We start from the raw sequence: 20,021 nt of genomic DNA, 5'->3' as shown, positions 1-20,021 counted from the left end.
ATGATCCGCAGCACACCTGGGCCGACCCCTCGTCAAAGGCCGACCCCCGATGGCCAGGAGGCCCGCGAGCCGGAGGCCGGTTCCCCGGCGGGGGCGGCCGTGTCCGGCCTCGACCGTGTCCGGCCTCGACCGTGTTCATCGGGGCCGCCGGGCGGTTCCCCGGCGCCGCCGGGAATCCGGGAGACGGGAATCCGGGAGAGTGGATCTCATATTCGGGATAGCATCGCGAATATGGGAATCGACACGGCCGCCGACGAACGGCTGGCACAGCGGCTCGCCGAGCTGAGGCTCGAACGCGGCTGGACCTTGGAGGAGTTGGCGCGGCTGGCGGACGTCAGCCGGTCGACGCTGTCGCGGGTGGAGCGGGCCGAGGTCAGCCCGACCGCGGCGCTGCTCGGGCGGCTGTGCGCGGTGTACGGGCGGACGATGTCGCGGCTGCTCGCCGAGGTGGAGGCCGGCCCGGCGCGACTCGTGCGGGCCGGGGACCAGCAGGTGTGGCGGGACGGGACCACCGGGTTCGTGCGCCGGTCGGTCTCGCCGCCGCACGGCTCGCTGCGGGCGGAGGTGATCGAGGGGCGGCTGCCCGCCGGCGCCGACATCGCGTACGACCGCGCTTGCGTGCCCGGCCGGGAGCACCACCTCTGGCTGTTCGAGGGCCGGTTGGAGCTCACCACGGACGGCGAGGCGCAGTCGCTCGCCCCCGGCGACTGCCTGCGCTACGTGGCCGGGACCAGCCGGTTCCGCAGCCTGGGCCCCGGCGACGCCCGGTACGCGCTGGTGGTGGTCGAGCCGTGAGCGCCTCCGCCGGCCCGATAGCGGCCCCGGTCGCGAAGGAACGCTTCGACGCGGCCGGGCGCCGCGTCCTGCTGGTCTGCGTCGCGGGCGGCTTCACCACGCTGCTCGACCAGTCCGTGCTCAACACCTCCATCCCCGCCCTGCGCGAGACCCTGCACGCCCGGCCCGCCGACCTGCAGTGGATCGTCGCCGGGTACTCCCTGGCCTTCGGCCTCGCACTGATCCCCGGCGGGCGGCTCGGTGACGTCAAGGGCCGCAAGTGGTTCTTCGTCTCCGGCCTCGCCCTGTTCACCCTGGTCAGCCTGGTCTCCGCGACGGCCACCGACCCCAGGGTGCTGATCGCCGCCCGGCTGGTCCAGGGTGCGGGCGCCGGCCTGGTCAACTCCCAGATGATCGGCACCCTCCAGGACGTGTTCGACGGCCAGCTGCGGACCCGCGCCCTCGGCATGTACGCCGTGACCGGCGGACTCGCGTTCGCCCTCGGCCCGCCGATCGGCGGCGCGGTGCTCGCGGCGGCGGGCCCCGAGCACGGCTGGCGGCTGACCTTCCTGCTCAACGTCCCGTTCGGCCTGGCCACCGTCGTTCTCGCCGCCCGCCACCTGCCCAAGCCCCGCCCCAGCACAAGGCACGCCGATCTCGACCTGCTCGGCCTCCTCCTGGTCGGTGCGCTCACCCTCGTCCTGATGCTGCCCTTCGTGCAGCCGCCCGGCTGGACCGGCTGGCTGGCCTTCGCGGCCGCCGCCCTGTTCCTGCTCGGCGCGCTCGTCCGGTGGCAGCGCAGGTACGCCCGCACCGGCGGTCACCCGCTGATCCACCCCGCGCTCACCCGCTCCGCGCCGTACGCGCTCGGCACGGCCACTGCGATGGCCCAGTTCGGCTCCTCGCTGGCCGCCTCGCTCGTCCTCGCCATGTTCCTCCAGGACGGCCTCGGGCTGTCCCCGATGGGCGCCGCGCTGGTCGCGCTGCCCTCCGCGGTGGCCATGGGCGTCGCCTCGGCGCTCGCCTGGCGGGTCGTCCAGCGCTTCGGCCGACGCACCGTCACCGTCGCCATGACCGGGTCCGCCCTCACCATGCTCGCCGGCGGGCTGATCGCCCACGCGGCATCCGCCGCCGCCCTGCCCTGGCTGCTCGCGTTCCTGCAGCTCCTCGGCGGCGCCGCGATCGGCCTGATGGGCTCCACCAACCAGGCCTTCGTGCTGCGCCACGCCCCCGCCGAGGCGGCCGGGGTGAGCGGGGCGATCCTGCAGATGGCGCAGCGGATCGCGGCGGCCGTCGCGGTCTCGGCGCTGTCCGGGGTCTACCTGCGGGAGACGGCCGGCGGCGGCGGGCACCGCTCCGCCTACCTCGCCGCGAGCACGGTCTGCGCAGCGGTGGCCGGCCTCGCCGCCCTGGCCTCGGTGTTCGCGGGCCGCGCCACCGCGCGGGAGCAGTCCGAGGAGCGGTCCGAGGACCGGCCGGGGCACCGGCCCGAGGAGCAGCACGGTGACCGGCCGGGGGAGCAGTCGGCCGCGCTCGGCCGAGGGCGAACAGCGGCCCGCTAGCGGGCCCCGGCCCGTACGGTGGTCGTCATGATCGACGTACGGACCGTGGACCTGCCCGAGGTGACGCTCGCCTACCGTGTGAGCGGGCCCGCCGACGGCCCGCCGCTGGTGCTGCTGCACGCCCTCGGCGAGCGCGCCTCCGACTGGGACGTGGTGCTGCCCGGGCTCGCCCCCGGCCACCGGGTGTACGCGCTCGACCTGCGCGGCCACGGCGACAGCGGCCGCCCGGGGGCGTACGGCCTGCCGGCGATGCGGGACGACGTGCTGGCCTTCCTCGACGCGCTCGGGCTGGACCGCGTCGACCTGGTCGGCCACTCCCTGGGCGGCGCCGTCGCGTACCTCCTCGCCCAGGCCGCGCCCGAGCGGATCGACCGCCTGGTCCTGGAGGAGATCCCCGCGCTGTACCCGCGCCCGGCGAGCGCGGTGCCGGACGACCCCGACGAAGGCGTGCATTTCGACTGGGCGATGGTCAGGGCCGTCAAGGCGCAGCTGGACGACCCCGACCCGGCCTGGCGGGACGGGCTCGCCTCGATCACCGCGCGCACCCTGGCGGTCGCCGGCGGCCCGGCCAGCTACGTCCCGCAGGAGCGGATCGCCGAACTCGCCCGGCTGATCCCGGACTGCCGGCTCGTCACCGTCGAGGCCGGGCACCTGGTGCACGGTGCCCGGCCCGAGGAGTACGTCGCCGTGGTGGCGCCGTTCCTGTCCCTCTGACGTCCGCCGGCGCGTGCCGACTCGCGCTGGCGGTCAGACGCCGTGCTCGGCGGGCAGCCGCCCGCTGCGCACGGCCGTCAGCAGATCGGCGTGGTCGGCCTCGGTGCGGTCCGCGTAGGCGACGGCGAAGGCGCCGATCGCTTCGTCCAGCGCCTCGCCCTTGCCGCAGTACCCGGCCAGCAGGCCCGGGTCGGCGGTGTGCGCGTGCGCCCGGGCCAGCAGGGCGCCGGTGATCCGCGCGTAGTCGTCCAGCTGCGAGGGCTGCAGCGCGGCCGGATCGACGCTGCCCTTGCGGTTGCGGAACTGCCGCACCTGGTACGGCAGTCCGTCGACCGTCGTCCAGCCCAGCAGGGTGTCGCTGACCACCTGCATGTGCTTCTGGCCGAGGACGACCCGGCGGCCCTCGTGGTCGTCCCGCGCCGTTTCCGCCGTCCCCGCCGCCCGCTCGGCCTGCGGCAGGTACGGCAGCAGCACGGACGGGCGGGCCTCCTTCACCTGCAGCACCAGCGGCTGGTCCCGGTGGTCGGTGAGCAGCACCACGTACGAGCGGGTGCCCACGCTGCCCGTCCCCACCACCCGGAACGCCACGTCCTGCACCCGGTAGCGGGACAGCAGCGTGCGGACCTCGGCCGGCACCGTCTCCACGTACGCGCCCAGCGAGTGCGCCACCGCCCGGGCGGTCGCGTCGGACACCTCGGTGAGCACCGGCGGAGCGGCGGCGAAACGCCAACCGCCGTCCGCCGTACGGTCGGTGCTGCGGGCCGCGAACTTCGCACTGGTGTTGCCGAGCGCCTTGGCGCCGACCTTGCGCAGCACGTCCGCCAGGTCGTGCGCCTCGGCGAAGGACACCAACTGCTCGTCGGCGACGGCGTTCCAGGAGTCCAGCGCGGGCAGCTTGGCGAGCGTGCGCATGGTCCGGCGGTACGAGCCGGCCACGTGCTCGGCGGCCTCCCGCGCGGTGGTCTCGCTCGCACCGGTCTCCCGGCCCGCGAGCACCAGGCTCGCGGCGAGCCGCTTCAGGTCCCACTCCCAGGGGCCGTGCACGGTCTCGTCGAAGTCGTTGATGTCCAGGACGAGTTGGCCGCGCGCGTCGCCGTACAGGCCGAAGTTCGCGGCGTGCGCGTCGCCGCACAGCTGCGCGCCGACCCCGGTCACCGGCGTGCCCGCGAGGTCGGCGGCCATCAGCCCGGCCGAGCCGCGCAGGAACGCGAACGGGGTGGCGGCCATCCGCCCCACCCGGATCGGCACCAACTCGGCTATCCGGCCCGCGTTCGAGGCCTCCAGCGCCTCCACGGCCGTCGGCCGCCCGGGGGCGGCGGCGAACTCCGCGTGCCGCTCGCGGGGTACCCGCAGCCGCAACTCCTTGCCCCGCTCCCGGTTCCGCCCGTCCTGCGCCGACGCGAACCCGGCCACCGCGAAGCCGCGCCGGGCCCGCTCCGCCGGGCCGCCCGCCCCGCCCGCACTCCGCTGCGGCACGACGGCCGTCCCGCCCCGGGCCTCCGCCACCTTCGGCTCCGCCCCGTCCACTGCCTCGGTCATCCGCGCCACCGCGCCCCGCCCGTCCCTTCCGGTCCTCACCCGCCCGCGACCTGCGCGGATGGTTCATCGGGGGGAGTGACGTCCGGGGCGGTGCGGTGGTTCCGGCGGGGCGGGTGTGGTTCGTGCGGGTTCGGTGGTGGGGCGCGCGTGGGCGGCGGTGGCGCGGTGCTGAGGGGGCGTGGGGGTGGGTAGGGCGCGCGGGTGTGGTCGTGCGGCGGGGGCGTCCGGGGCGGTGCGGTGGTTCCGGCGGGGCGGGTGTGGTTCGCGCGCGGTCGGCGGTGGCGAGGTGCCGAGGGGTGCACGTGCGGGGCGCCGAGGGGCCGGTCGGGGTGCCCTTGGGGGGCGGGTAGCGTGGGGGCGTGGATGATCTTCGGGGGACGGTGCGTGCGCGCCTGGTGGCAGCGTCGGCGGCGGTGGTGACGGTGGTGGCCGGGCTGGGTGTGCGGGCGGTGGCGGGCGGGGACGTGGCCAAATACGCGGGGGACGCGCTCTACACCGTCCTGGTGTACGCCCTGGTGGTGCTGGTCGTGCCACGGGTGCGCCCGGCGCGCGCCGCCGTGACGGCCGCCGCACTGAGCTGGGCCGTGGAGCTGTTCCAGCTCACCGGACTGCCGGACGCGTGGGGCCGCCGCAGTACGCTCGCCCGGCTCGTCCTGGGCTCGACCTTCAATCCGCCGGACCTGTTCTGGTACCTGGTCGGCGCCGTGTTCGGCGCGCTGGTGCACCGGGTGCTGCGGGGGGTCCGCGCCGCAGCACCCGGCATGGTCTGACGGAGCGTCAGAGAGGCATCAGGTCGGGCCGCTTGGGGTCGACGTGGTCGCCCGAGGACTCGCCGCGCAGGCGCCGTCCGACCCAGGGGATCAGGTACTCGCGGGCCCACTGGATGTTCTCGCGCCGCTGGTCGGCGGGGGTGAGGACGGGGGTGTCCGGCCAGGGCGCCTCCGGGTCCTGCTCGGTGGCCAGGCCCAGCGAGCGGGCGGCCAGCAGGGCGACCCGCTGGTGGCCCTCGGGGGACAGGTGGAGGCGGTCCTCGCTCCAGGCCCGGCGGTCCTGCACCGCGCGCAGCGACCACAGGTCGGCCACCTTGCAGCCGTTGCGGTCGGCGACGGCCCGCATGTGGCCGTTGTAGGTCGCGATCTTGCCGCGCAGGTGCTTGAGCAGCGGCACGTCGCGGGTGTCGAAACCGGTGCAGATCAGCACCGTCCCGGCGGATTCGGTGAGTCGGACGACGGCGGCCTCGAAGCGTTCGGCCACCTCGTCCGGGTCGGCGCCCGGCCGGAGGATGTCGTTGCCGCCGGCGCAGAAGGTGACCAGGTCGGGCTGGAGCCGTTGGACCTCCGGCACCTGCTCGGCCGCGATCTGGTCCAGCAGCCGGCCGCGCACCGCGAGGTTGGCGTAGCGGAACGCGCCCGGCGGACGCCCGTCGGCGAGCAGCCCGGCCAGGCGGTCGGCCCACCCGGCGAACCGGCCGTCGGCACCGGGGTCGTTCAGGCCTTCGGTGAAGCTGTCCCCGAGGGCGACGTACGAACTGAGGTCAAGGGTCTCCTGGAGGTGCGGCATGAAAGAGATAGTTCACCCAATCAAGTGACCTACGCCACCGTAGGTGACCCTGGTGGCACGTGAGATGGACCACGTACCCTCCTCGGTCCCTCCGCGCGGCCCAGAGCGCCGTGCCCGGGAAAGCACAAGATCCGTACCCCCTTCCGCTTTCGGGCCCGTCCGGCCGATGCTCGGAGGGAGCGGCCGCCCCGGCCGCCGTCCTTCTGGGGGAAGACAGCCATGGCCGTGAACCCGAGCTCCGCCGTGCCCGAGAACTGGTCCATCGACGACCGCTGCACCAACTGCGACGTCGCCCGTCAGCTCGCGCCCGACCTGGTCCGCGAGCACGCCGGCCGCTCCGAACTGGTCCGCCAGCCGCGTGACGAGGCCGAGCGCGCACAGCTGCGGGCCGCCGCGCACGCCTGCCCGACCCGCTCCATCCGCCCCGGCACCGGCCCGCTCGACCCGGCGGGCGACCCCTTCCCGCTGGCGCTCGACCAGGACGTGCTGCTGCTCGGCCACAACTCCCGGCTGACCGCGGGCGCCAACTCCTACCTCTGCCGCCGCCCGACCGGCTGGGTGATGATCGACACGCCCCGCTACAGCGAGCCCCTCGCCGCGCGCTACGCCGCTCTCGGCCCGGTCACCGACGTCCTGCTCACCCACCGCGACCACGCCAGGCACGGCCGGGAGTACGCCGACCGGCTCGGCGCCCGGCTCTGGATCCACGAGGGCGACCTCGACGCCGCCCCCGACGCCGACCGGGTGCTGCGCGGCACCGAGCCGGTGGAGATCGCCCCCGGCCTGGTCGCGCACCCCTTTCCCGGCCACACCCGGGGCAGCGTGCTGTTCGTCGCCGACCAGCGGTACTGCTTCAGCGGGGACAGCCTCTACTGGTCCCGGACCACCGGGGACGTGGAGGTGCACGAGGCCATCACCTGGTACTCGATCGAGGAGCAGGCCGCCTCGTTGGGGCGCAGCCTGGGCGCGCTCCGCTTCGAGTGGCTGCTGCCCGGCCACGGGGACCGGCGCCGGATGCCCGTCGAGGAGGCGGAGCGGCGGCTGCGCTCGCTCGCCGAACGCTGCCGGACCCTGCGGTCGGCGCCGGTGGACTTCACAGCGGTCCGCTGGTAGCCGGCGGCCAAGAGCCGACTGCCAAGGGCGGGTGGTCGAGGGCCAAGTGCCGCCAGCCGACGGCCGGTTACCGGTAGCCACGGCCGGAGAGCCCGTGCGCCGGGGCTCGCGCCGGGTGCGCGGGGGCGTGCGTCCACCGGGAGCGCCCGCGCGGGTGTGCGAACGGTGCCGCCGGGGCAGCCGCCTCTGCGACAGAGCGGCGTTCCGCACGCCGGAACCCGGACTCCCCGCGATCCCAAGGACGGTTGAGCCATGCCCACGCAAACCCCGGTGCGCACCGCCCGGCCACGGCACTACCTGATGTGCCGGCCGACGCACTTCACCGTGGACTACGCCATCAACCCGTGGATGGACCCGTCCCAGCCCACCGACACCGCGCTCGCGCTGCGCCAGTGGGAGCGGCTCCACCGGACGTACCGCCGCCTCGGCCACACCGTCGAGCTGATCGACCCGCTGCCCGGCCTGCCCGACATGGTCTACGCCGCCAACGGTGCGACCGTGCTGGACGGCCGGGCACTGGTGGCGACCTTCCGCTACCCGGAGCGCGCCGCCGAGTCGGACGCCTACCAGGCCTGGTTCCGCGAACGCGGCTACCGCGAGGTCCGCCGGGCCGGCCACGTCAACGAGGGCGAGGGCGACCACCTGGTGGTGGGCCGCCGGGTGCTCGCCGGGACGGGCTTCCGCAGCTCGCGCGCCGCGCACGCCGAGGCGGGCGAGCTGTTCGGCGTCCCGGTGGTCAGCCTGAACCTGGTCGACCCGCGCTTCTACCACCTGGACACCGCGCTGGCCGTCCTCGCCGACGACCACGTCATGTACTACCCGGAGGCCTTCGACGCCGACAGCCGCGCCCTGCTGCGCTCGCTCTACCCGGACGCGATCCTCGCCGACCGCGCCGACGCCGAGGTGTTCGGGCTGAACGCGGTCTCCGACGGCCGGCGGGTGCTGCTGCCGGAGACGGCCAAGAACCTGGCCGGCCGGCTCGCCGAGCACGGCTACGAGCCGATCCCGGTGGACGTCTCCGAGCTGCTGAAGGGCGGTGGCGGGGCCAAGTGCTGCACCCTGGAGCTCAGGCAGGCCTGAGCCCCGGGGCGCGCGGCCCGTGCGCATCCGCCGCCCGGTCGAGCCCAAGGCCCGGTCGAGCTCGCTGCCGTGCCGCGGCAGCGGCCCGCCCGTCACGACCACGAGCGAGCCGGTGCCGGTGCCGGTGCCGTGCCGGGAACTCGACCTACCGGGGCCGGAGTCAGCCCCAGGCGCCGGGGTTCAGGCGCCGAGCCACAGGTCGGGGCCGAAGACCTCGTAGTGGATGTCCGCGGCCGGGACGCCCGCGGCCAGCAGCTGCTCGCGGACGGCGCGCAGGAAGGGCAGCGGGCCGCAGAGGTAGGCCGTGGTGCCGGCCGGGACCTCGACGGAGGCGAGGTCCACCAGCCCGGTGCGCCCGGCCGGCCAGTCGCCGAGCGGGTGCTCGTAGAAGACGTGGGCGGTGGCGTCGGGCAGCTCGGCGGTCAGCCGCTCCAGGTCGGCGCGGAAGGCGTGGCTGAGCTGGTCGCGGTCGCCGTGCACGGAGACGATCCGGCGGGTGGAGCCGTTGGCGGCGAGGTGGTCGAGCATCGCGGTCATCGGGGTGTTGCCGATGCCGGCGGAGACGAGCAGGACGGGGCCGTCGCCGTCGGCCAGGACGATGTCGCCCATCGGGGCGGAGAGCTCGACGGTGTCGCCGGTCCGCAGGTGGTCGTGCAGGTGGCCGGAGACCTCGCCGCCGGTCTCGCGCTTGACGGTGAAGCGCAGGGCGCCGTCGGCGCGGCCGGAGAGGCTGTACTGGCGGATCTGCCGGGCGCCGTCGGGCAGTTCGGTGCGCACGGAGACGTACTGGCCGGGGCGCGCGGCGGGCACGGGCCGGCCGTCGGCCGGGCGGACCAGGTAGCTGGTGACGGTCCCGGTCTCCTGGTGACGGGTGATCACGGTGTAGGGGCGCCACAGGTCGGCCGGGTCGCCGCCCGCGGCGGCCTCGGCGCGCAGCCGGCCCTCGACGGCGATCAGCGCGTTGGCCATCAGCCAGTAGACCTCGTCCCAGGCGGCGGCGACCTCGGGGGTGACGGCCTCGCCGAGCACCTCGACGATGGCGGCGAACAGGTGTTCCTGGACGATCTTGTACTGGTCGTCGGCGATGCCGACCGAGACGTGCTTGTGGGCGATCCGCGCGAGCATCGCGTCCGGCCGCTGGTCGGGGTGGGCGAGCAGCGCGGAGGCGAAGGCGGCTATCGAGCCGGCCAGCGCCTGGCGCTGGGTGCCGTTGGCCTGGTTGCCCCGGTTGAAGAGGTCGCGCAGCAGCTCCGGGTGGGCGGCGAACAGCCGGTCGTAGAAGCGCGGGGTGATGTCGCCGATGGCGGCGCCCACGACGGGCAGGGTGGCCTCGATGACCTCGGCGGACTTCGCGGACAGCATCAGTCTGGCTCCTAACTGGTATCTAAGATTCGTATTCAAGCGCGGCCTGCGGCCCTGGGCGGGTGAATTGGTCGATCAGTGGATCGGGATCAGTCGATGGGCCGCGCGGTGAGGCCGAGCAGCACCGGTCCGGTGGGGGCGGCCACCAGGTCGTCGACGCAGAGCCCGTCGAGCGAGGCGAAGAACGCCTCCTGGGCGGTGCGCAGCGCCCCGCGCAGCCGGCACGCGGCCCGCAGCGGGCACGGCGGGTCGTCCTCGCAGCCGACCACGTCGCCGACGCCTTCGAGTTCCCGCAGCAGCAGTCCGAGCGAGCCGGTGCGCCCGGCGAAGGTGAGCATCAGCCCGCCGCCGCGACCGCGCCGGGCCTCCACCACCCCCAGGTGCTGCAGCCGGCTGACCACCTTCGCGGCGTGGGTGTACGGCACGCCGACCGACTCGGCCACCTCGCGGGTGGTCGGGTTGTCGCCCTCGCCGAGGACCGCCAGCCGCATGGCGATGCGGAGGGCGATGTCGGTGCTCTTGGTCAGCCTCACGTTCGAAACGCTAGCGAATACGACTCCACAACTCCAATTTTCTGCACGATCCCGACCGGCCCGATCCCGGAGGCGTCGAAGCGAACCGGTCGAATCTGAACAGTTGGCGACATTAGTGGTCACTCCCTGACGGGTGGTCAGGGCGGCTTCTACGCTTCGTGCGGCCCAGAGCCCCTACCGCCGATCTTCACTGCCGATCCTCCTGGAGAGACCTTGAGAACACGCCGAGCACCCCGTCGGACCGTGACGGCCGTGACCGCGATAGCAGCGGCCACGGCCGCACTGCTGTCCCAGCCCGTGTCCGCCCAGGCCGCCGCGCCCCCGCCGACCGTCGCCGCCCAGGTGGCGGTGGCGCCCTACCCGGCGGGCGTCGCCCTCACCCCGGACGGCGCCCACGCCTACGTGACCAGCCAGAGCAGCGGCACGGTCAGCGTGCTGGACACCGCGAGCAACACCGTGACCGGAAGCTTCACCGCCGGGACCGGCTCCTACGCCGTCGCCCTCTCGCCCGACGGACACCGCGCCTACCTGACGCACCACCTGGACAACACGGTCAGCGTGGTGGACACCGCGACCGGCACCGTCACCGCGACCGTGCCGGTCGGCGCCCAGCCCTGGGGCCTGGTCCTGTCGCCGGACGGCACCCGCGCCTACGTGAGCAACGCCGCCGCCAACACCGTGAGCGTGCTGGACACCTCCGCCAACGCGGTGACCGCCACCGTCCCGGTCGGCGCCGAGCCGCACGGGCTGGCCGTCTCCGCGGACGGCAAGCGGCTCTACGTCGCGGCCTCCGCCGACAAGGCGGTGAACGTCGTCGACACCGTGGGCAGCACGGTGAACGCCACCGTTCCCGTCGGTCACGGCGCCTTCGGCCTCGCGCTCAGCCCGGACGGCGGCAACCTCTGGGTGGCCGACGGCGACGACGGCACCGCCGCCGTGATCGACACCGCGGCGAACACGCTGCTCGGCACCGTCGCGGTCGGCTCCGGCCCGTACGCCGTCACCGTCGCCCCGGACGGCACGGCCGCGTACGTGTCGAATTACGCCGACAACACGCTGAGCGTGGTGGACACCGCGAGCCGGACCGTCACCGCGACCGCCCCGGTGGGCGCGAGCCCGTACACCCTGGCGCTGACCGCCGACGGGCGGCACGGCTACCTCGCCGACTTCACCGGCGGCGCCGTCCAGGTGCTGCACTTCCCGCTGCCCGTCCCGGCCGTGACCGCGGTCACCCCGAACAGCGGCTCCGGGGTCGGCGGCACCGCGGTGACCGTCACCGGCACCGACCTGAACGGCGCCACCGCCGTCACCTTCGGCGCGGCCGGCGCCGCCACCTCGTTCAGCTGCACCAGGACCAGCTGCACGGCGACCGCACCGGCCACCACCGTGACCGGGCCGGTGGACGTCCAGGTCACCACCCCGGGCGGCACCAGCGCGGCCGTCGCCGCCGACCGCTTCACCTACACGGCGCCCAGCGCGCACCTGGCCGTCGCGCTCACCGCGACCCCGGTGACCAAGCTGCTCGCCAGCCGGGTCGACTACACGGTCACCCTCACCAACCAGGGCCCCGACCCGATCACCACCGCCACGGTCGCCGCCGCCCTGCCCAGCGGGCTGACCACGACCTCCAGCGACTGCGCGGTCGCCGCCGGGAAGCTCACCTGCGCGCTCGCCGCCCCGCTGGCCAAGGGGGCGAGCACCACCCGGCACTTCACGGTCAGCGTGGGCCTGTTCTCGCTGGTCCGCAGCTGGGACATCACCGTGGCCCGCACCGCCGGCACGCCCGTCGACCCGTCGCCCGGGACCAGCAAGGACACCCGCAGCTGCTCCTCGGTCCTCGGACTGTCGATCACCTGCACGTAGCGCCGCCCGCCCGGACACCCCCGGGCGCGACGCCGCCGAGGCCCCGCCGGAACGTTCCGGCGGGGCCTCCGCCGTCGGAAGCCCTGGACGAAACGTCCGGACCGGACGTACAGTCCGAGCATGCCTGCCGACAACCCCGACCCGCGCGTCCGGACCTTCTCCCCGGTCTGCCGCGCGGTCGCCCTGCTGCTCGGCCCGTACGCCGAGGTGGTGCTGCACGACACCGCCACCGACCGGGTGCTCGCCATCTGGAACCCGATGACCCCCCGCGCCCCCGGGGACCCGTCGATGCTCGGCGAACTCGACGAGGTCGACCCCTCCGCCCCCGACGTCTACGGCCCGTACGAGAAGGCGCTGCCCGACGGCCGCCGGCTCTCCTCCGTCAGCGCCGTGCTGCGCGACGACGCCGGACAGCCCTCGGCCGTGCTCTGCGTCAACCTCGACCGCGGTCCGCTGGAACAGGCCGCCGCGCTGCTGGCCGGCTTCGCCGCCCCCTCCTCATCGCGCCCCGAACCGCTCTTCGAACGAGACTGGACGGAGCGGATGAACGACGTGATCGGCGGCCGCGTCCGCGCGCAGGGCCGCCCGCTGGAGCGCTTCACCCGCGAGGACCGGCTGGCCGTGCTGCGCGAACTCGACGAGGCCGGGGTGTTCGCCGTCCGCCGCGCCGTCCCCGTCGTCGCCACCGCGCTGCGGATCTCCCGCTCGACCGCCTACAGCCTGCTCGCCGAGCTCAAGCACCCGGCCGGCCCGTGAGCTCCGCGCCCTCGCACCTCTGCGCCCCTGCGCCCCTGCGCCCGTGAGCCGCTGAGCCCTTGAGCTGCTGAGCCCTTGAGCTGCTGAGCCCCCAGGAAGGAACAGCCCCCCATGCCCCAGCTCCCCGACTTCCGGCTGGAAACCCACCTCTCGCGCTGGGAGTTCACCGCCCGCCACCACCTCACCGCCTCCGACGCCCAGACCATGACGCTGCCCGAACTGCTCGCCCTGGCCGGCCCCGAGGACCGCGAGGCCTGGGAGTCCCTCAGCCTCGGCTACACCGAGACCTTCGGCGACCCCGGGCTGCGCCGGGCGATCGCCGGGATGTACGAGCGGGTCGACGCGGACGACGTGATCTGCTTCGGGGGCGCCCAGGAGGGCATCAACCTCGCCATGCGGGTGCTGCTCGAACCGGACGACCACGCGGTGGTGGTGACCCCCGGCTACCAGTCCGCCGAGACCATTCCGCTCGCCCTGTGCGAGGTCACCGGCGTCGCCCTGGACGAGCGGCGGGACTGGGCGCTCGACCTGGACGCGGTGGAGGCGGCGCTGCGCCCCGACACCAAGGTGCTGTCGGTCAACTTCCCCAACAACCCGACCGGCGCGGTGATCCCCGCCGCCGATCTCGCCCGGCTCGCCGAAATCTGCGACGAGCGCGGCATCCGGCTCTTCTCGGACGAGGTCTACCGCGGCCTGGAACGCGACCCGGCCCGCACCCTGCCGCAGGCCGCCGACCTCTCCGAGCGCGCCCTCTCGCTCAACGTGACCTCCAAGGCGCTCGGCCTGCCCGGCCTGCGGATCGGCTGGATCGCCTGCCGGGACCGGGAGTTGCGCTCCCGCCTGGAGCGGGCCAAGCACTACACCACGATCTGCAACTCGGCGCCGAGCGAGGTGCTGGCCCGGATCGCGATCACCGCCCGCGAGCGGATCCTGGAGCGCAACCGCGGCATCATCGCGGAGAACCTGCCGCTGTTCGACGCCTTCTTCGCCGAGTTCGCCGACCTCTTCGAGTGGCGCGCCCCCGACGGCGGTTGCGTCGCCTTCCCGCGGTACCTCGGGGCGGACGGCGTGGAGGACTTCTGCACCGCGCTGGTCGAACAGGCGGGCGTCCTGCTGCTGCCCGCCAGCATCTTCCGCTCCGAGCTGACGCCCACCCCGACCGACCGCTTCCGCCTGGGGCTGGCCCGCCGCGATCCGGCCCCGGCCCTGGAGGCCTTCGCCGACTGGCTCCGCAAGCGCTGACCGGGCCCGCCGGCCGTACCGGATGAACCGGACGCCCGGACGGCCGGGGCGCCGGTCACCGAGTCCATCGGTGACCGGCGCCCCGGCCGTCACGGCTGCGCGGCAGCGCTCAGCAGCGTTCGCTCAGAACGTGCTCAGAGCTTCTGCCAGGCGGGCTTGGCCGCGTAGGTGTCGCGGAAGTAGTCGGCGAGCTTGAGGCGGGAGGCGGCGGCCTCGTCGACGACCACGGTGGCGTGCGGGTGCAGCTGGAGCGCCGAGGCGGGGACGGCGGCGGAGAGCGGGCCCTCGACGGAGAGGGCGACGGCCTCGGCCTTGGCCTCCCCGGTGGCGAGCAGGACCAGGTGGCGGGCTTCCAGGATGGTGCCGATGCCCTGGGTGATCACGTGGTGCGGGACCTCGTCGATGCTGTCGAAGAAGCGCGCGTTGTCCTCGCGGGTCTGCCGGGTCAGGGTCTTGATCCGGGTCCGGGAGGCGAGCGAGGAGCAGGGCTCGTTGAAGCCGATGTGGCCGTCCGTGCCGATGCCGAGCAACTGGAGGTCGACGCCGCCGGCCTCGGTCAGCGCGCGGTCGTAGGCGGTGGCCGCGGCGGCGATGTCCGTGGCGTTGCCGTCCGGGCCCAGGAAGGAGTCCTCGGTCAGGCCGAGCGGCTCCACGACCTCGCGCAGCACCACCGAGCGGTAGGACTCCGGGTGGCCGGTGGGCAGGCCGACGTACTCGTCGAGCTGGCAGACGCGGGCGCGGGAGGCGTCCAGCCGGCCGTCGCCGACGCGCGCGGCGAGGGCCTGGTAGATCGGCAGCGGGGTCGAGCCGGTCGCCACGCCGAGCAGGGCGTCGGGCTTGTCGGTCAGCAGATCGGTGATCGCCGCGGCGATGAGTTCGCCGGCCGCTGGGGCGTCAGGGACGATCACGATTTCCATACTGGGTCCACCGTTCTGAGGCGAGTCTGAGGTCTAGACCTCCGAGGTCTAGACCAGTTTGCCGTGAACGGGTGCCCCAGGTCCACCCGGGGCTGGTCGGAGGCGGCGCCTCACCTCGTCCTCTTCCTCTCGTGGAGGGTGGCGCGCGGTGCTCGCGGGGTGCTTCCGGGCGGTGAACGCCGATGGGCCGGTCGCCGGGAACGGGGGTCCCGGCGACCGGCCCGGAGCCGGGCGGGGATCCCGGCTCGTTCGTGGGGCTACTGCCCGGCGGTGCGGATGGTGCGGGTGGTGCGGGTGGTGCGGATGACGCCCGTCAGGGGCCGGGCGGTCAGAACGGGCTGGTACAGGTGGTGACCTGCTTGGTCGCGTCCAGCGCCGGACCGGCGGTGGCACAGATGATCCGCAGGTCGGTGGTGGTGACGCGCGGGGTGACGGCCTTGGCGGAGCCGAGCTTGACGGTGGTGGCCGAGGCGGCGGTCTCCCACGGGCTGCCCCAGGCGGCCTGGGTGCGTACCTCGACCTTGACGACCGTCAGCTGGGCGGGGTCGGCCGTGACCTGGGCGATGCCGACGACGCCCGCGCCGTCGGCCTGGTGCGAGATGCAGGGGCGGTTGAGCACCGTGGCGCAGGCCACGGTGTCGGCCTCGGACGTTGCCGTGGCGGCCATGGCCGGGCCTGCCGTCAGCCCGGCGATCCCTGCCACCGTCATCATCACAGCTGCGATCCGAGTGCGCATGTTGCGAACCTCCTTGGAAAGTAAGGGAATCTCACTCCTTGGGATGAGTCTTGCACACATTGTGAACACTGCGTGTGTGCGTTGCGTCACACTCATGGTGACCGTTCAACTACATGCCGCAACCATTCGCCGAGTGTTCGGAATCCGGACAGCTCCTGTCCTGACAGGGGATCAGTTCGTGGGCGAGGGCAAGGGCGAGGGCGCGAGCGAAGGCGCCGACCGGACGGCAACTCCGGCCCGGCCGGAACGGGTTGGCGGTGTCCCATCACTCGTCCGAGTGGCGGTTTGCCTCCGGGGCGAATCGGACGGATACCATCGGTCCGATCCCACGGAGGTGGCTGCGTGGACACGGTCATCGTGCAACTTCCCTGTCCGGGGCCCGAGATGGCGCCCCGCGAAGCGCCCGAACTGCTGCGGATGGGCCCGGGCGAGACCGCCGTGTTCGGGCGCGGCGAGCCCGGCCGGCCGGTCGCCGTCCCGCTGCCCGACCAGGGCGTCTCCCGCCGCGCCGGCGAGGTGGTGGCCGCCGAGGACTACTGGCGGCTGTCCAACTTCAGCGCCTCCGCCACCTACGTGGTGGAGAACCTGGAGGGCGCGGGCGAGCACATCAAGGTGGCGCCGGGCCGGCTCGGCGCACCGGTGCCGTTCGAGCTCTCCCGGGTGCTGCTGCCCGCGCTCGGCGAACCCGCCACCTTCAAGGTCTTCGCCCCGCAGCACGCCTACCTGGACGGGCGGCCCGGCGGCGCCGACGGCGAGCACACCGTCAGCCCCTTCGCCCTGGACCCGACCGCCAAGTACTTCCTGGTGCTGCTCGCGCTCTGCGAGCCCCGGCTGCGCTCGCCCTCCGCGGCCGTCGTCCCCGGCGTGACGGAGGTGCTGGCCCGGCTGCGCGGCCTGCCCTCCTGCCGCGGGCTGACCCGCTCGGCGGTGAACTACCACATCGACTACCTGGTGGAGACCAAACTGCGGCTGCGCGAGCCGTACGAGGAGGGGCCGGGCGGCGGCAAGCGCGAGGAACTCGCCGCCCTGGCCCTGAGGTTCGACCTCGTCCGGGAGGAGCACCTGGCCCTGCTCCCGCCGCGGCGCGCGGCCGCCCGGCCGTGAGGCCCGCTCCGGAGCCGCCGGCGGGGCGGTTGCCGGGCGGTGCGCAGTCGGCCGGCGCGCCCCAGGCCGGTGCGCCGCCCGGGGCCCGGCCCCCGGAAGCCTCGCCGCCCGGGGAGGGCCCGCCGTTCGAGGTCCCGGACGGCTACCCGGTGGCCGGTTACCGACTCGGCGCCTTCCTCGGCGCGGGCGCCTGGGGCAGCGTGCACGCCGCCGAGGGTCCGGACGGCACCCCGGTCGCGGTCAAGCTCCTCGGCGCGGCCCGGTTCAGCCCCGGCCAGCGCCGCACCGTGGCCCTGATGGCCCGCAGCGAGCAGCGGTTCAGCCGCAGTGCCGACCACCCGCACCTGATCCGCACCCTCGCCGTGGCCACCGTCGAGGACCCGGACCACCCCGGACTGGACGGCGCCGTCGCCCTGGTGATGGAGCGCGCCGCCCGCAGCCTCCAGGACGTCCTGGCCGCCGCCCGCCCCGGTACGGCGGTGCCGGGCGCCGAGCGCCTCCTCGCCGAGGTCTGCGCCGGACTGACCCACATGCACCGGTCCGGCTGGGTGCACGGGGACCTGAAACCGGCCAATATCCTCCTGATGCCCGACGGCACCGCCAAGATCGCCGACTTCGGCCTCACCGCCGAGCTGGACGGCACCCACGCCTACGCCCCGCCGCTGGGCTCGCCCGAATACGTCCCGCCCGAGTGGTGGTCCCAGCGCACCGGCGCGCGCGGGGTCGCCGTGCGCCCCAGCGCCGACCTCTGGGCCTTCGGCGTGATCGCCCACCAGCTGCTCACCGGCGGCCTGCACCCCTTCCTCGGCGCCACCGCCCGGGCCCGCTCGCTGGCCGCCCAGGCCTACGCGCGCGGCGCGGCGCCGCTGCGGCTGGACGAGGCACTGCCCCCGCGCTGGCGGCCGGTGGTCGCCGCCTGCCTCGCCCCCGGGCGGGAGGAGCGGGCCCGCGCCGACCTGGACGCGCTGGTCGCCCGGGCCACCGCCCGTCCGGCCCGGCGCCGCCGCCGCGCCGCCGTCCGGGCCGGTGCGGGACTGCTGGCCGGCGCGTGCGCCGTCCTCGTCCTGACCGGAGCGCCGGAGCCCGCCGGGCCGGGCGCCCACCGCGCGCCGCCCCCGCCGCCCGGGGCGATCCCGCTGCCCGGGGCGATCCCGGTCGGCTCGGACGTCCCGGTCGCCTACCGGGGCATGATCGACACCGCCGCCCGGCGCTGCCCCGAGCCGGAGGTCACCCCGGTCCTGCTGGCCGCGATGCTCAAGGCCGAGAGCGGCTTCGACCCGAACGCGGCCCACCCGGAGACCGGCGAGTACGGCATCGCCATGTGGACGCCCGCCGTCTTCGAGGCCTGGGGCAAGGCCGCCACGCACGGCGGCCCCAAGTCGTACCTGGACCCGGGGGACGCGATCGCGGCCATGGGCAACTACGTCTGCTGGCTCGACCAGCAGTTCAAACGGGCCGGCCTCACCCGCGACCTGCCCGCCCTGCTCGCGGCCGGCTACCGGACCAGCGACAAGACCGTGGAGGCGGCCGGGGGCGTCCCGGAGCGGGTGCGTCCCCATGTCGACAAGGTCGTCCGGTACCTCGCCGACTACGGAGGGTGAGTGGCCGAAAGGGGACGAGTCGTGCCACATCCCTCCGTGTCCCGGCGCGGGCACCCGGGTGGCGGGCCCCCGGTCTGGGATCCTCGGCGGCATGATCACGAAGCTCCGCGCGGCCGCCGCGCAATGGACCGTCGTCGTTCCGGTGGTGTCGTTCGTCGTCCTCGCCCTGACCTGGCACGAAGACCTGCCCGGCTGGGTGGTGGGCGTGGTCGCCTGCTTCCTGGTGGCCGCCGTGCTGTCCGCCGTGCACCACGCCGAGGTCATCGCCCACTGGTCGGGGGAGCCCTTCGGGTCCCTGGTGCTCGCGGTGGCGGTCACCGTGATCGAGGTCGCGCTGATCGTGACCCTGATGGCCGACGGCGGGGACAAGTCCTCCACCCTCGCCCGGGACACCGTGTTCGCCGCCGTGATGATCACCTGCAACGGCATCCTCGGCCTGTCCATCCTGGTCGCCGCGATCAAGTACCGCACCGCCGTCTTCAACGCCGAGGGCACCGGCGCCGCACTCGCCTGCATCGCCACCCTGGCGACCCTCAGCCTGGTGCTGCCGACCTTCACCACCAGCTCGCCCGGCCCGCAGTTCTCCACCACCCAGCTGACCTACGCGGCCACCGCCTCGCTCGTGGTCTACGGGCTGTTCGTGGCCACCCAGACCGTCCGGCACCGCGACTACTTCCTGGCCGTCACCCCCGAGGGGCGGGTGATGGACGAGGAGGAGCACGTGAGCCCGCCCAGCGTCCGCGCCGCCGGGGTCAGCCTGCTGCTGCTCGGCGTCGCGCTGGTCTCGGTCGTGGGCCTGGCCAAGGGCGTCTCGCCGACCATCGAGCAGGCGGTGGAGGACGCCGGACTCCCGCACGCCGTCGTCGGCGTGGTGATCGCCCTGATGGTGCTGCTGCCGGAGACCATCGCGGCGCTGCGCGCGGCCGTCCGCAACCGGGTGCAGACCAGCCTCAACCTGGCCCTCGGCTCGGCGCTCGCCAGCATCGGCCTCACCATCCCGGCGGTCGCGATCGCCTCCACCTGGCTGTCCGGCCCGCTCGTGCTCGGCCTGGAGCCCGCCCACATGGTGCTGCTGACCCTGACGGTGGTGCTGGGCACCCTCACGGTGATCCCGCGCCGCGCGACGCCGCTGCAGGGCGCGGTGCACCTGGCGGTGCTGGCGGGGTACGTGGTCCTGGCGGTGAACCCGTGACGGCGGGCCGGCCGTAGTCCACGGTGGAAGCCCCTGGCCCGTTCCCCCGTGCGGCCAGGGGCTTCCGGCGTTCCCGGAGGCCGACGGCGTCCCGGGCCGGGGCCGGGCGGGGCCCCGCCCGGCGACCGGAGCCCCGCCCCCTACGCCCCGCCGCAGCGGCGGCGGTCGGCCCGTGCGGCCCGGGGCGCGGCGGCCGGGGAGGTCGCCCTCGCGCCCCGCACCCGGTCGGGGGCCGCGCGGGGGCGCTTGTCCGGGGGCGGGCGGATGGGCTTGGTGGTGCCAGTGGTGAACCCGGGACGGCGGGCCGGCCGTAGAAGGGGATGAGGGCCCCGGTTCCACCCCCGTGACCGGGGCCCGCATCGTCGGACGGCGG

General features: G+C 74.8%; 18 protein-coding genes. 12 read left to right on the top strand and 6 right to left on the bottom strand.

Going from position 1 to position 20,021, the window contains the following annotated elements:
• Nucleotides 1-231: 231 nt before the first annotated feature.
• The 3 genes from ACYP53_RS32625 to ACYP53_RS32615 are packed head-to-tail and all read left to right on the top strand — an operon-like array spanning nt 232 to nt 3,050.
• The gene (locus tag ACYP53_RS32625; protein ID WP_189919731.1) at nt 232-795 is read left to right on the top strand and encodes a helix-turn-helix domain-containing protein; all 564 of its coding nucleotides are present in this window, start codon (nt 232-234) and stop codon (nt 793-795) included.
• A complete protein-coding gene (locus ACYP53_RS32620; protein WP_459650089.1) occupies nt 792-2,336 on the top strand; it encodes an MFS transporter in 1,545 nt (514 codons plus the stop codon). The genes ACYP53_RS32625 and ACYP53_RS32620 overlap by 4 nt, the downstream gene beginning before the upstream one ends.
• A 27-nt stretch (nt 2,337-2,363) precedes the next feature.
• Nucleotides 2,364-3,050 carry an alpha/beta fold hydrolase gene (locus ACYP53_RS32615; RefSeq protein ID WP_459650088.1) on the top strand — a complete coding sequence of 229 codons (687 nt, stop codon included), beginning with the start codon at nt 2,364-2,366 and terminating at the stop codon, nt 3,048-3,050.
• A 33-nt stretch (nt 3,051-3,083) separates the two neighbouring features.
• Here ACYP53_RS32615 and ACYP53_RS32610 read toward each other — a convergent pair whose 3' ends face one another.
• Nucleotides 3,084-4,589 (bottom strand): DUF2252 domain-containing protein, encoded by a 1,506-nt coding sequence (locus ACYP53_RS32610; RefSeq protein ID WP_459650087.1) that lies wholly within the window; start codon nt 4,587-4,589, stop codon nt 3,084-3,086.
• A 359-nt stretch (nt 4,590-4,948) separates the two neighbouring features.
• Here ACYP53_RS32610 and ACYP53_RS32605 point away from each other — a divergent pair, with 359 nt between their 5' ends.
• A complete protein-coding gene (locus ACYP53_RS32605) occupies nt 4,949-5,359 on the top strand; it encodes a ribosomal maturation YjgA family protein (RefSeq protein ID WP_229928847.1) in 411 nt (136 codons plus the stop codon).
• Between the two features lie 7 nt (nt 5,360-5,366).
• On the opposite strand, the gene ACYP53_RS32600 is transcribed toward ACYP53_RS32605, so the two are convergent.
• Nucleotides 5,367-6,149 carry an SGNH/GDSL hydrolase family protein gene (locus ACYP53_RS32600; RefSeq protein ID WP_189919737.1) on the bottom strand — a complete coding sequence of 261 codons (783 nt, stop codon included), beginning with the start codon at nt 6,147-6,149 and terminating at the stop codon, nt 5,367-5,369.
• A 219-nt stretch (nt 6,150-6,368) separates the two neighbouring features.
• Between ACYP53_RS32600 and ACYP53_RS32595 the strand changes: the two genes are divergently transcribed.
• Entirely contained in the window at nt 6,369-7,262 is an 894-nt protein-coding gene (locus ACYP53_RS32595; RefSeq protein WP_459650086.1) for an MBL fold metallo-hydrolase, read from the top strand.
• 252 nt (nt 7,263-7,514) lie between these two features.
• Nucleotides 7,515-8,342, top strand: a complete 828-nt coding sequence (gene ddaH, locus ACYP53_RS32590; protein ID WP_459650085.1) for a dimethylargininase — start codon at nt 7,515-7,517, stop codon at nt 8,340-8,342.
• A gap of 180 nt (nt 8,343-8,522) precedes the next feature.
• On the opposite strand, the gene ACYP53_RS32585 is transcribed toward ddaH, so the two are convergent.
• Together ACYP53_RS32585 and ACYP53_RS32580 are read right to left on the bottom strand one after the other, a co-directional pair.
• Nucleotides 8,523-9,704 (bottom strand): globin domain-containing protein, encoded by a 1,182-nt coding sequence (locus ACYP53_RS32585; protein WP_459650084.1) that lies wholly within the window; start codon nt 9,702-9,704, stop codon nt 8,523-8,525.
• An 89-nt stretch (nt 9,705-9,793) separates the two neighbouring features.
• The gene (locus tag ACYP53_RS32580) at nt 9,794-10,237 is read right to left on the bottom strand and encodes an RrF2 family transcriptional regulator (protein ID WP_189919745.1); all 444 of its coding nucleotides are present in this window, start codon (nt 10,235-10,237) and stop codon (nt 9,794-9,796) included.
• Nucleotides 10,238-10,489: 252 nt separating this feature from the next.
• On the opposite strand from ACYP53_RS32580, the gene ACYP53_RS32575 reads away from it, so the two are divergent.
• From ACYP53_RS32575 to ACYP53_RS32565, 3 genes are all read left to right on the top strand, one after another.
• A complete protein-coding gene (locus ACYP53_RS32575) occupies nt 10,490-12,100 on the top strand; it encodes a beta-propeller fold lactonase family protein (protein WP_459650083.1) in 1,611 nt (536 codons plus the stop codon).
• 120 nt (nt 12,101-12,220) lie between these two features.
• Complete coding sequence (locus ACYP53_RS32570) at nt 12,221-12,856, top strand: helix-turn-helix transcriptional regulator (protein ID WP_459650082.1); 636 nt, start codon at nt 12,221-12,223, stop codon at nt 12,854-12,856.
• A 111-nt stretch (nt 12,857-12,967) separates the two neighbouring features.
• Nucleotides 12,968-14,098 (top strand): aminotransferase class I/II-fold pyridoxal phosphate-dependent enzyme, encoded by a 1,131-nt coding sequence (locus tag ACYP53_RS32565; protein ID WP_189919751.1) that lies wholly within the window; start codon nt 12,968-12,970, stop codon nt 14,096-14,098.
• A 134-nt stretch (nt 14,099-14,232) separates the two neighbouring features.
• On the opposite strand, the gene ACYP53_RS32560 is transcribed toward ACYP53_RS32565, so the two are convergent.
• Both ACYP53_RS32560 and ACYP53_RS32555 read right to left on the bottom strand, forming a co-directional pair.
• Nucleotides 14,233-15,015, bottom strand: a complete 783-nt coding sequence (locus ACYP53_RS32560; protein ID WP_189922003.1) for a glucosamine-6-phosphate deaminase — start codon at nt 15,013-15,015, stop codon at nt 14,233-14,235.
• 328 nt (nt 15,016-15,343) lie between these two features.
• Nucleotides 15,344-15,751, bottom strand: coding sequence for a hypothetical protein (locus ACYP53_RS32555; protein ID WP_189922001.1), 408 nt, complete (start codon nt 15,749-15,751; stop codon nt 15,344-15,346).
• A 342-nt stretch (nt 15,752-16,093) separates the two neighbouring features.
• Between ACYP53_RS32555 and ACYP53_RS32550 the strand changes: the two genes are divergently transcribed.
• The 3 genes from ACYP53_RS32550 to ACYP53_RS32540 all read left to right on the top strand — a co-directional run bounded on the left by ACYP53_RS32550 (nt 16,094) and on the right by ACYP53_RS32540 (nt 19,648).
• Nucleotides 16,094-16,855: a serine/threonine protein kinase gene (locus ACYP53_RS32550; RefSeq protein WP_189921999.1), complete on the top strand. Its 762-nt coding sequence runs from the start codon at nt 16,094-16,096 to the stop codon at nt 16,853-16,855.
• Nucleotides 16,856-17,004: 149 nt separating this feature from the next.
• Nucleotides 17,005-18,456: a serine/threonine-protein kinase gene (locus ACYP53_RS32545; RefSeq protein ID WP_229928996.1), complete on the top strand. Its 1,452-nt coding sequence runs from the start codon at nt 17,005-17,007 to the stop codon at nt 18,454-18,456.
• A 91-nt stretch (nt 18,457-18,547) separates the two neighbouring features.
• On the top strand, nt 18,548-19,648 hold the full coding sequence (locus ACYP53_RS32540) for a calcium:cation antiporter (protein ID WP_189921994.1): 1,101 nt from the start codon (nt 18,548-18,550) through the stop codon (nt 19,646-19,648).
• Nucleotides 19,649-20,021: the final 373 nt, after the last annotated feature.

The sequence above is a fragment of the Kitasatospora sp. Ki12 genome (assembly GCF_054601375.1).
This window is presented reverse-complemented; position numbering and strand designations above follow the sequence as displayed.

Bases quoted from the DNA above. Each gene is read 5' to 3' on its own strand.
- ACYP53_RS32625 (WP_189919731.1), top strand. From the start codon at position 232: ATGGGAATCGACACGGCCGCCGACGAACGGCTGGCACAGCGGCTCGCC.
- ACYP53_RS32615 (WP_459650088.1), top strand. From the start codon at position 2,364: ATGATCGACGTACGGACCGTGGACCTGCCCGAGGTGACGCTCGCCTAC.
- ACYP53_RS32610 (WP_459650087.1), bottom strand. From the start codon at position 4,589: ATGACCGAGGCAGTGGACGGGGCGGAGCCGAAGGTGGCGGAGGCCCGG.
- ACYP53_RS32600 (WP_189919737.1), bottom strand. From the start codon at position 6,149: ATGCCGCACCTCCAGGAGACCCTTGACCTCAGTTCGTACGTCGCCCTC.
- ACYP53_RS32595 (WP_459650086.1), top strand. From the start codon at position 6,369: ATGGCCGTGAACCCGAGCTCCGCCGTGCCCGAGAACTGGTCCATCGAC.
- ddaH (WP_459650085.1), top strand. From the start codon at position 7,515: ATGCCCACGCAAACCCCGGTGCGCACCGCCCGGCCACGGCACTACCTG.
- ACYP53_RS32585 (WP_459650084.1), bottom strand. From the start codon at position 9,704: ATGCTGTCCGCGAAGTCCGCCGAGGTCATCGAGGCCACCCTGCCCGTC.
- ACYP53_RS32570 (WP_459650082.1), top strand. From the start codon at position 12,221: ATGCCTGCCGACAACCCCGACCCGCGCGTCCGGACCTTCTCCCCGGTC.
- ACYP53_RS32565 (WP_189919751.1), top strand. From the start codon at position 12,968: ATGCCCCAGCTCCCCGACTTCCGGCTGGAAACCCACCTCTCGCGCTGG.
- ACYP53_RS32560 (WP_189922003.1), bottom strand. From the start codon at position 15,015: ATGGAAATCGTGATCGTCCCTGACGCCCCAGCGGCCGGCGAACTCATC.
- ACYP53_RS32555 (WP_189922001.1), bottom strand. From the start codon at position 15,751: ATGCGCACTCGGATCGCAGCTGTGATGATGACGGTGGCAGGGATCGCC.
- ACYP53_RS32540 (WP_189921994.1), top strand. From the start codon at position 18,548: ATGATCACGAAGCTCCGCGCGGCCGCCGCGCAATGGACCGTCGTCGTT.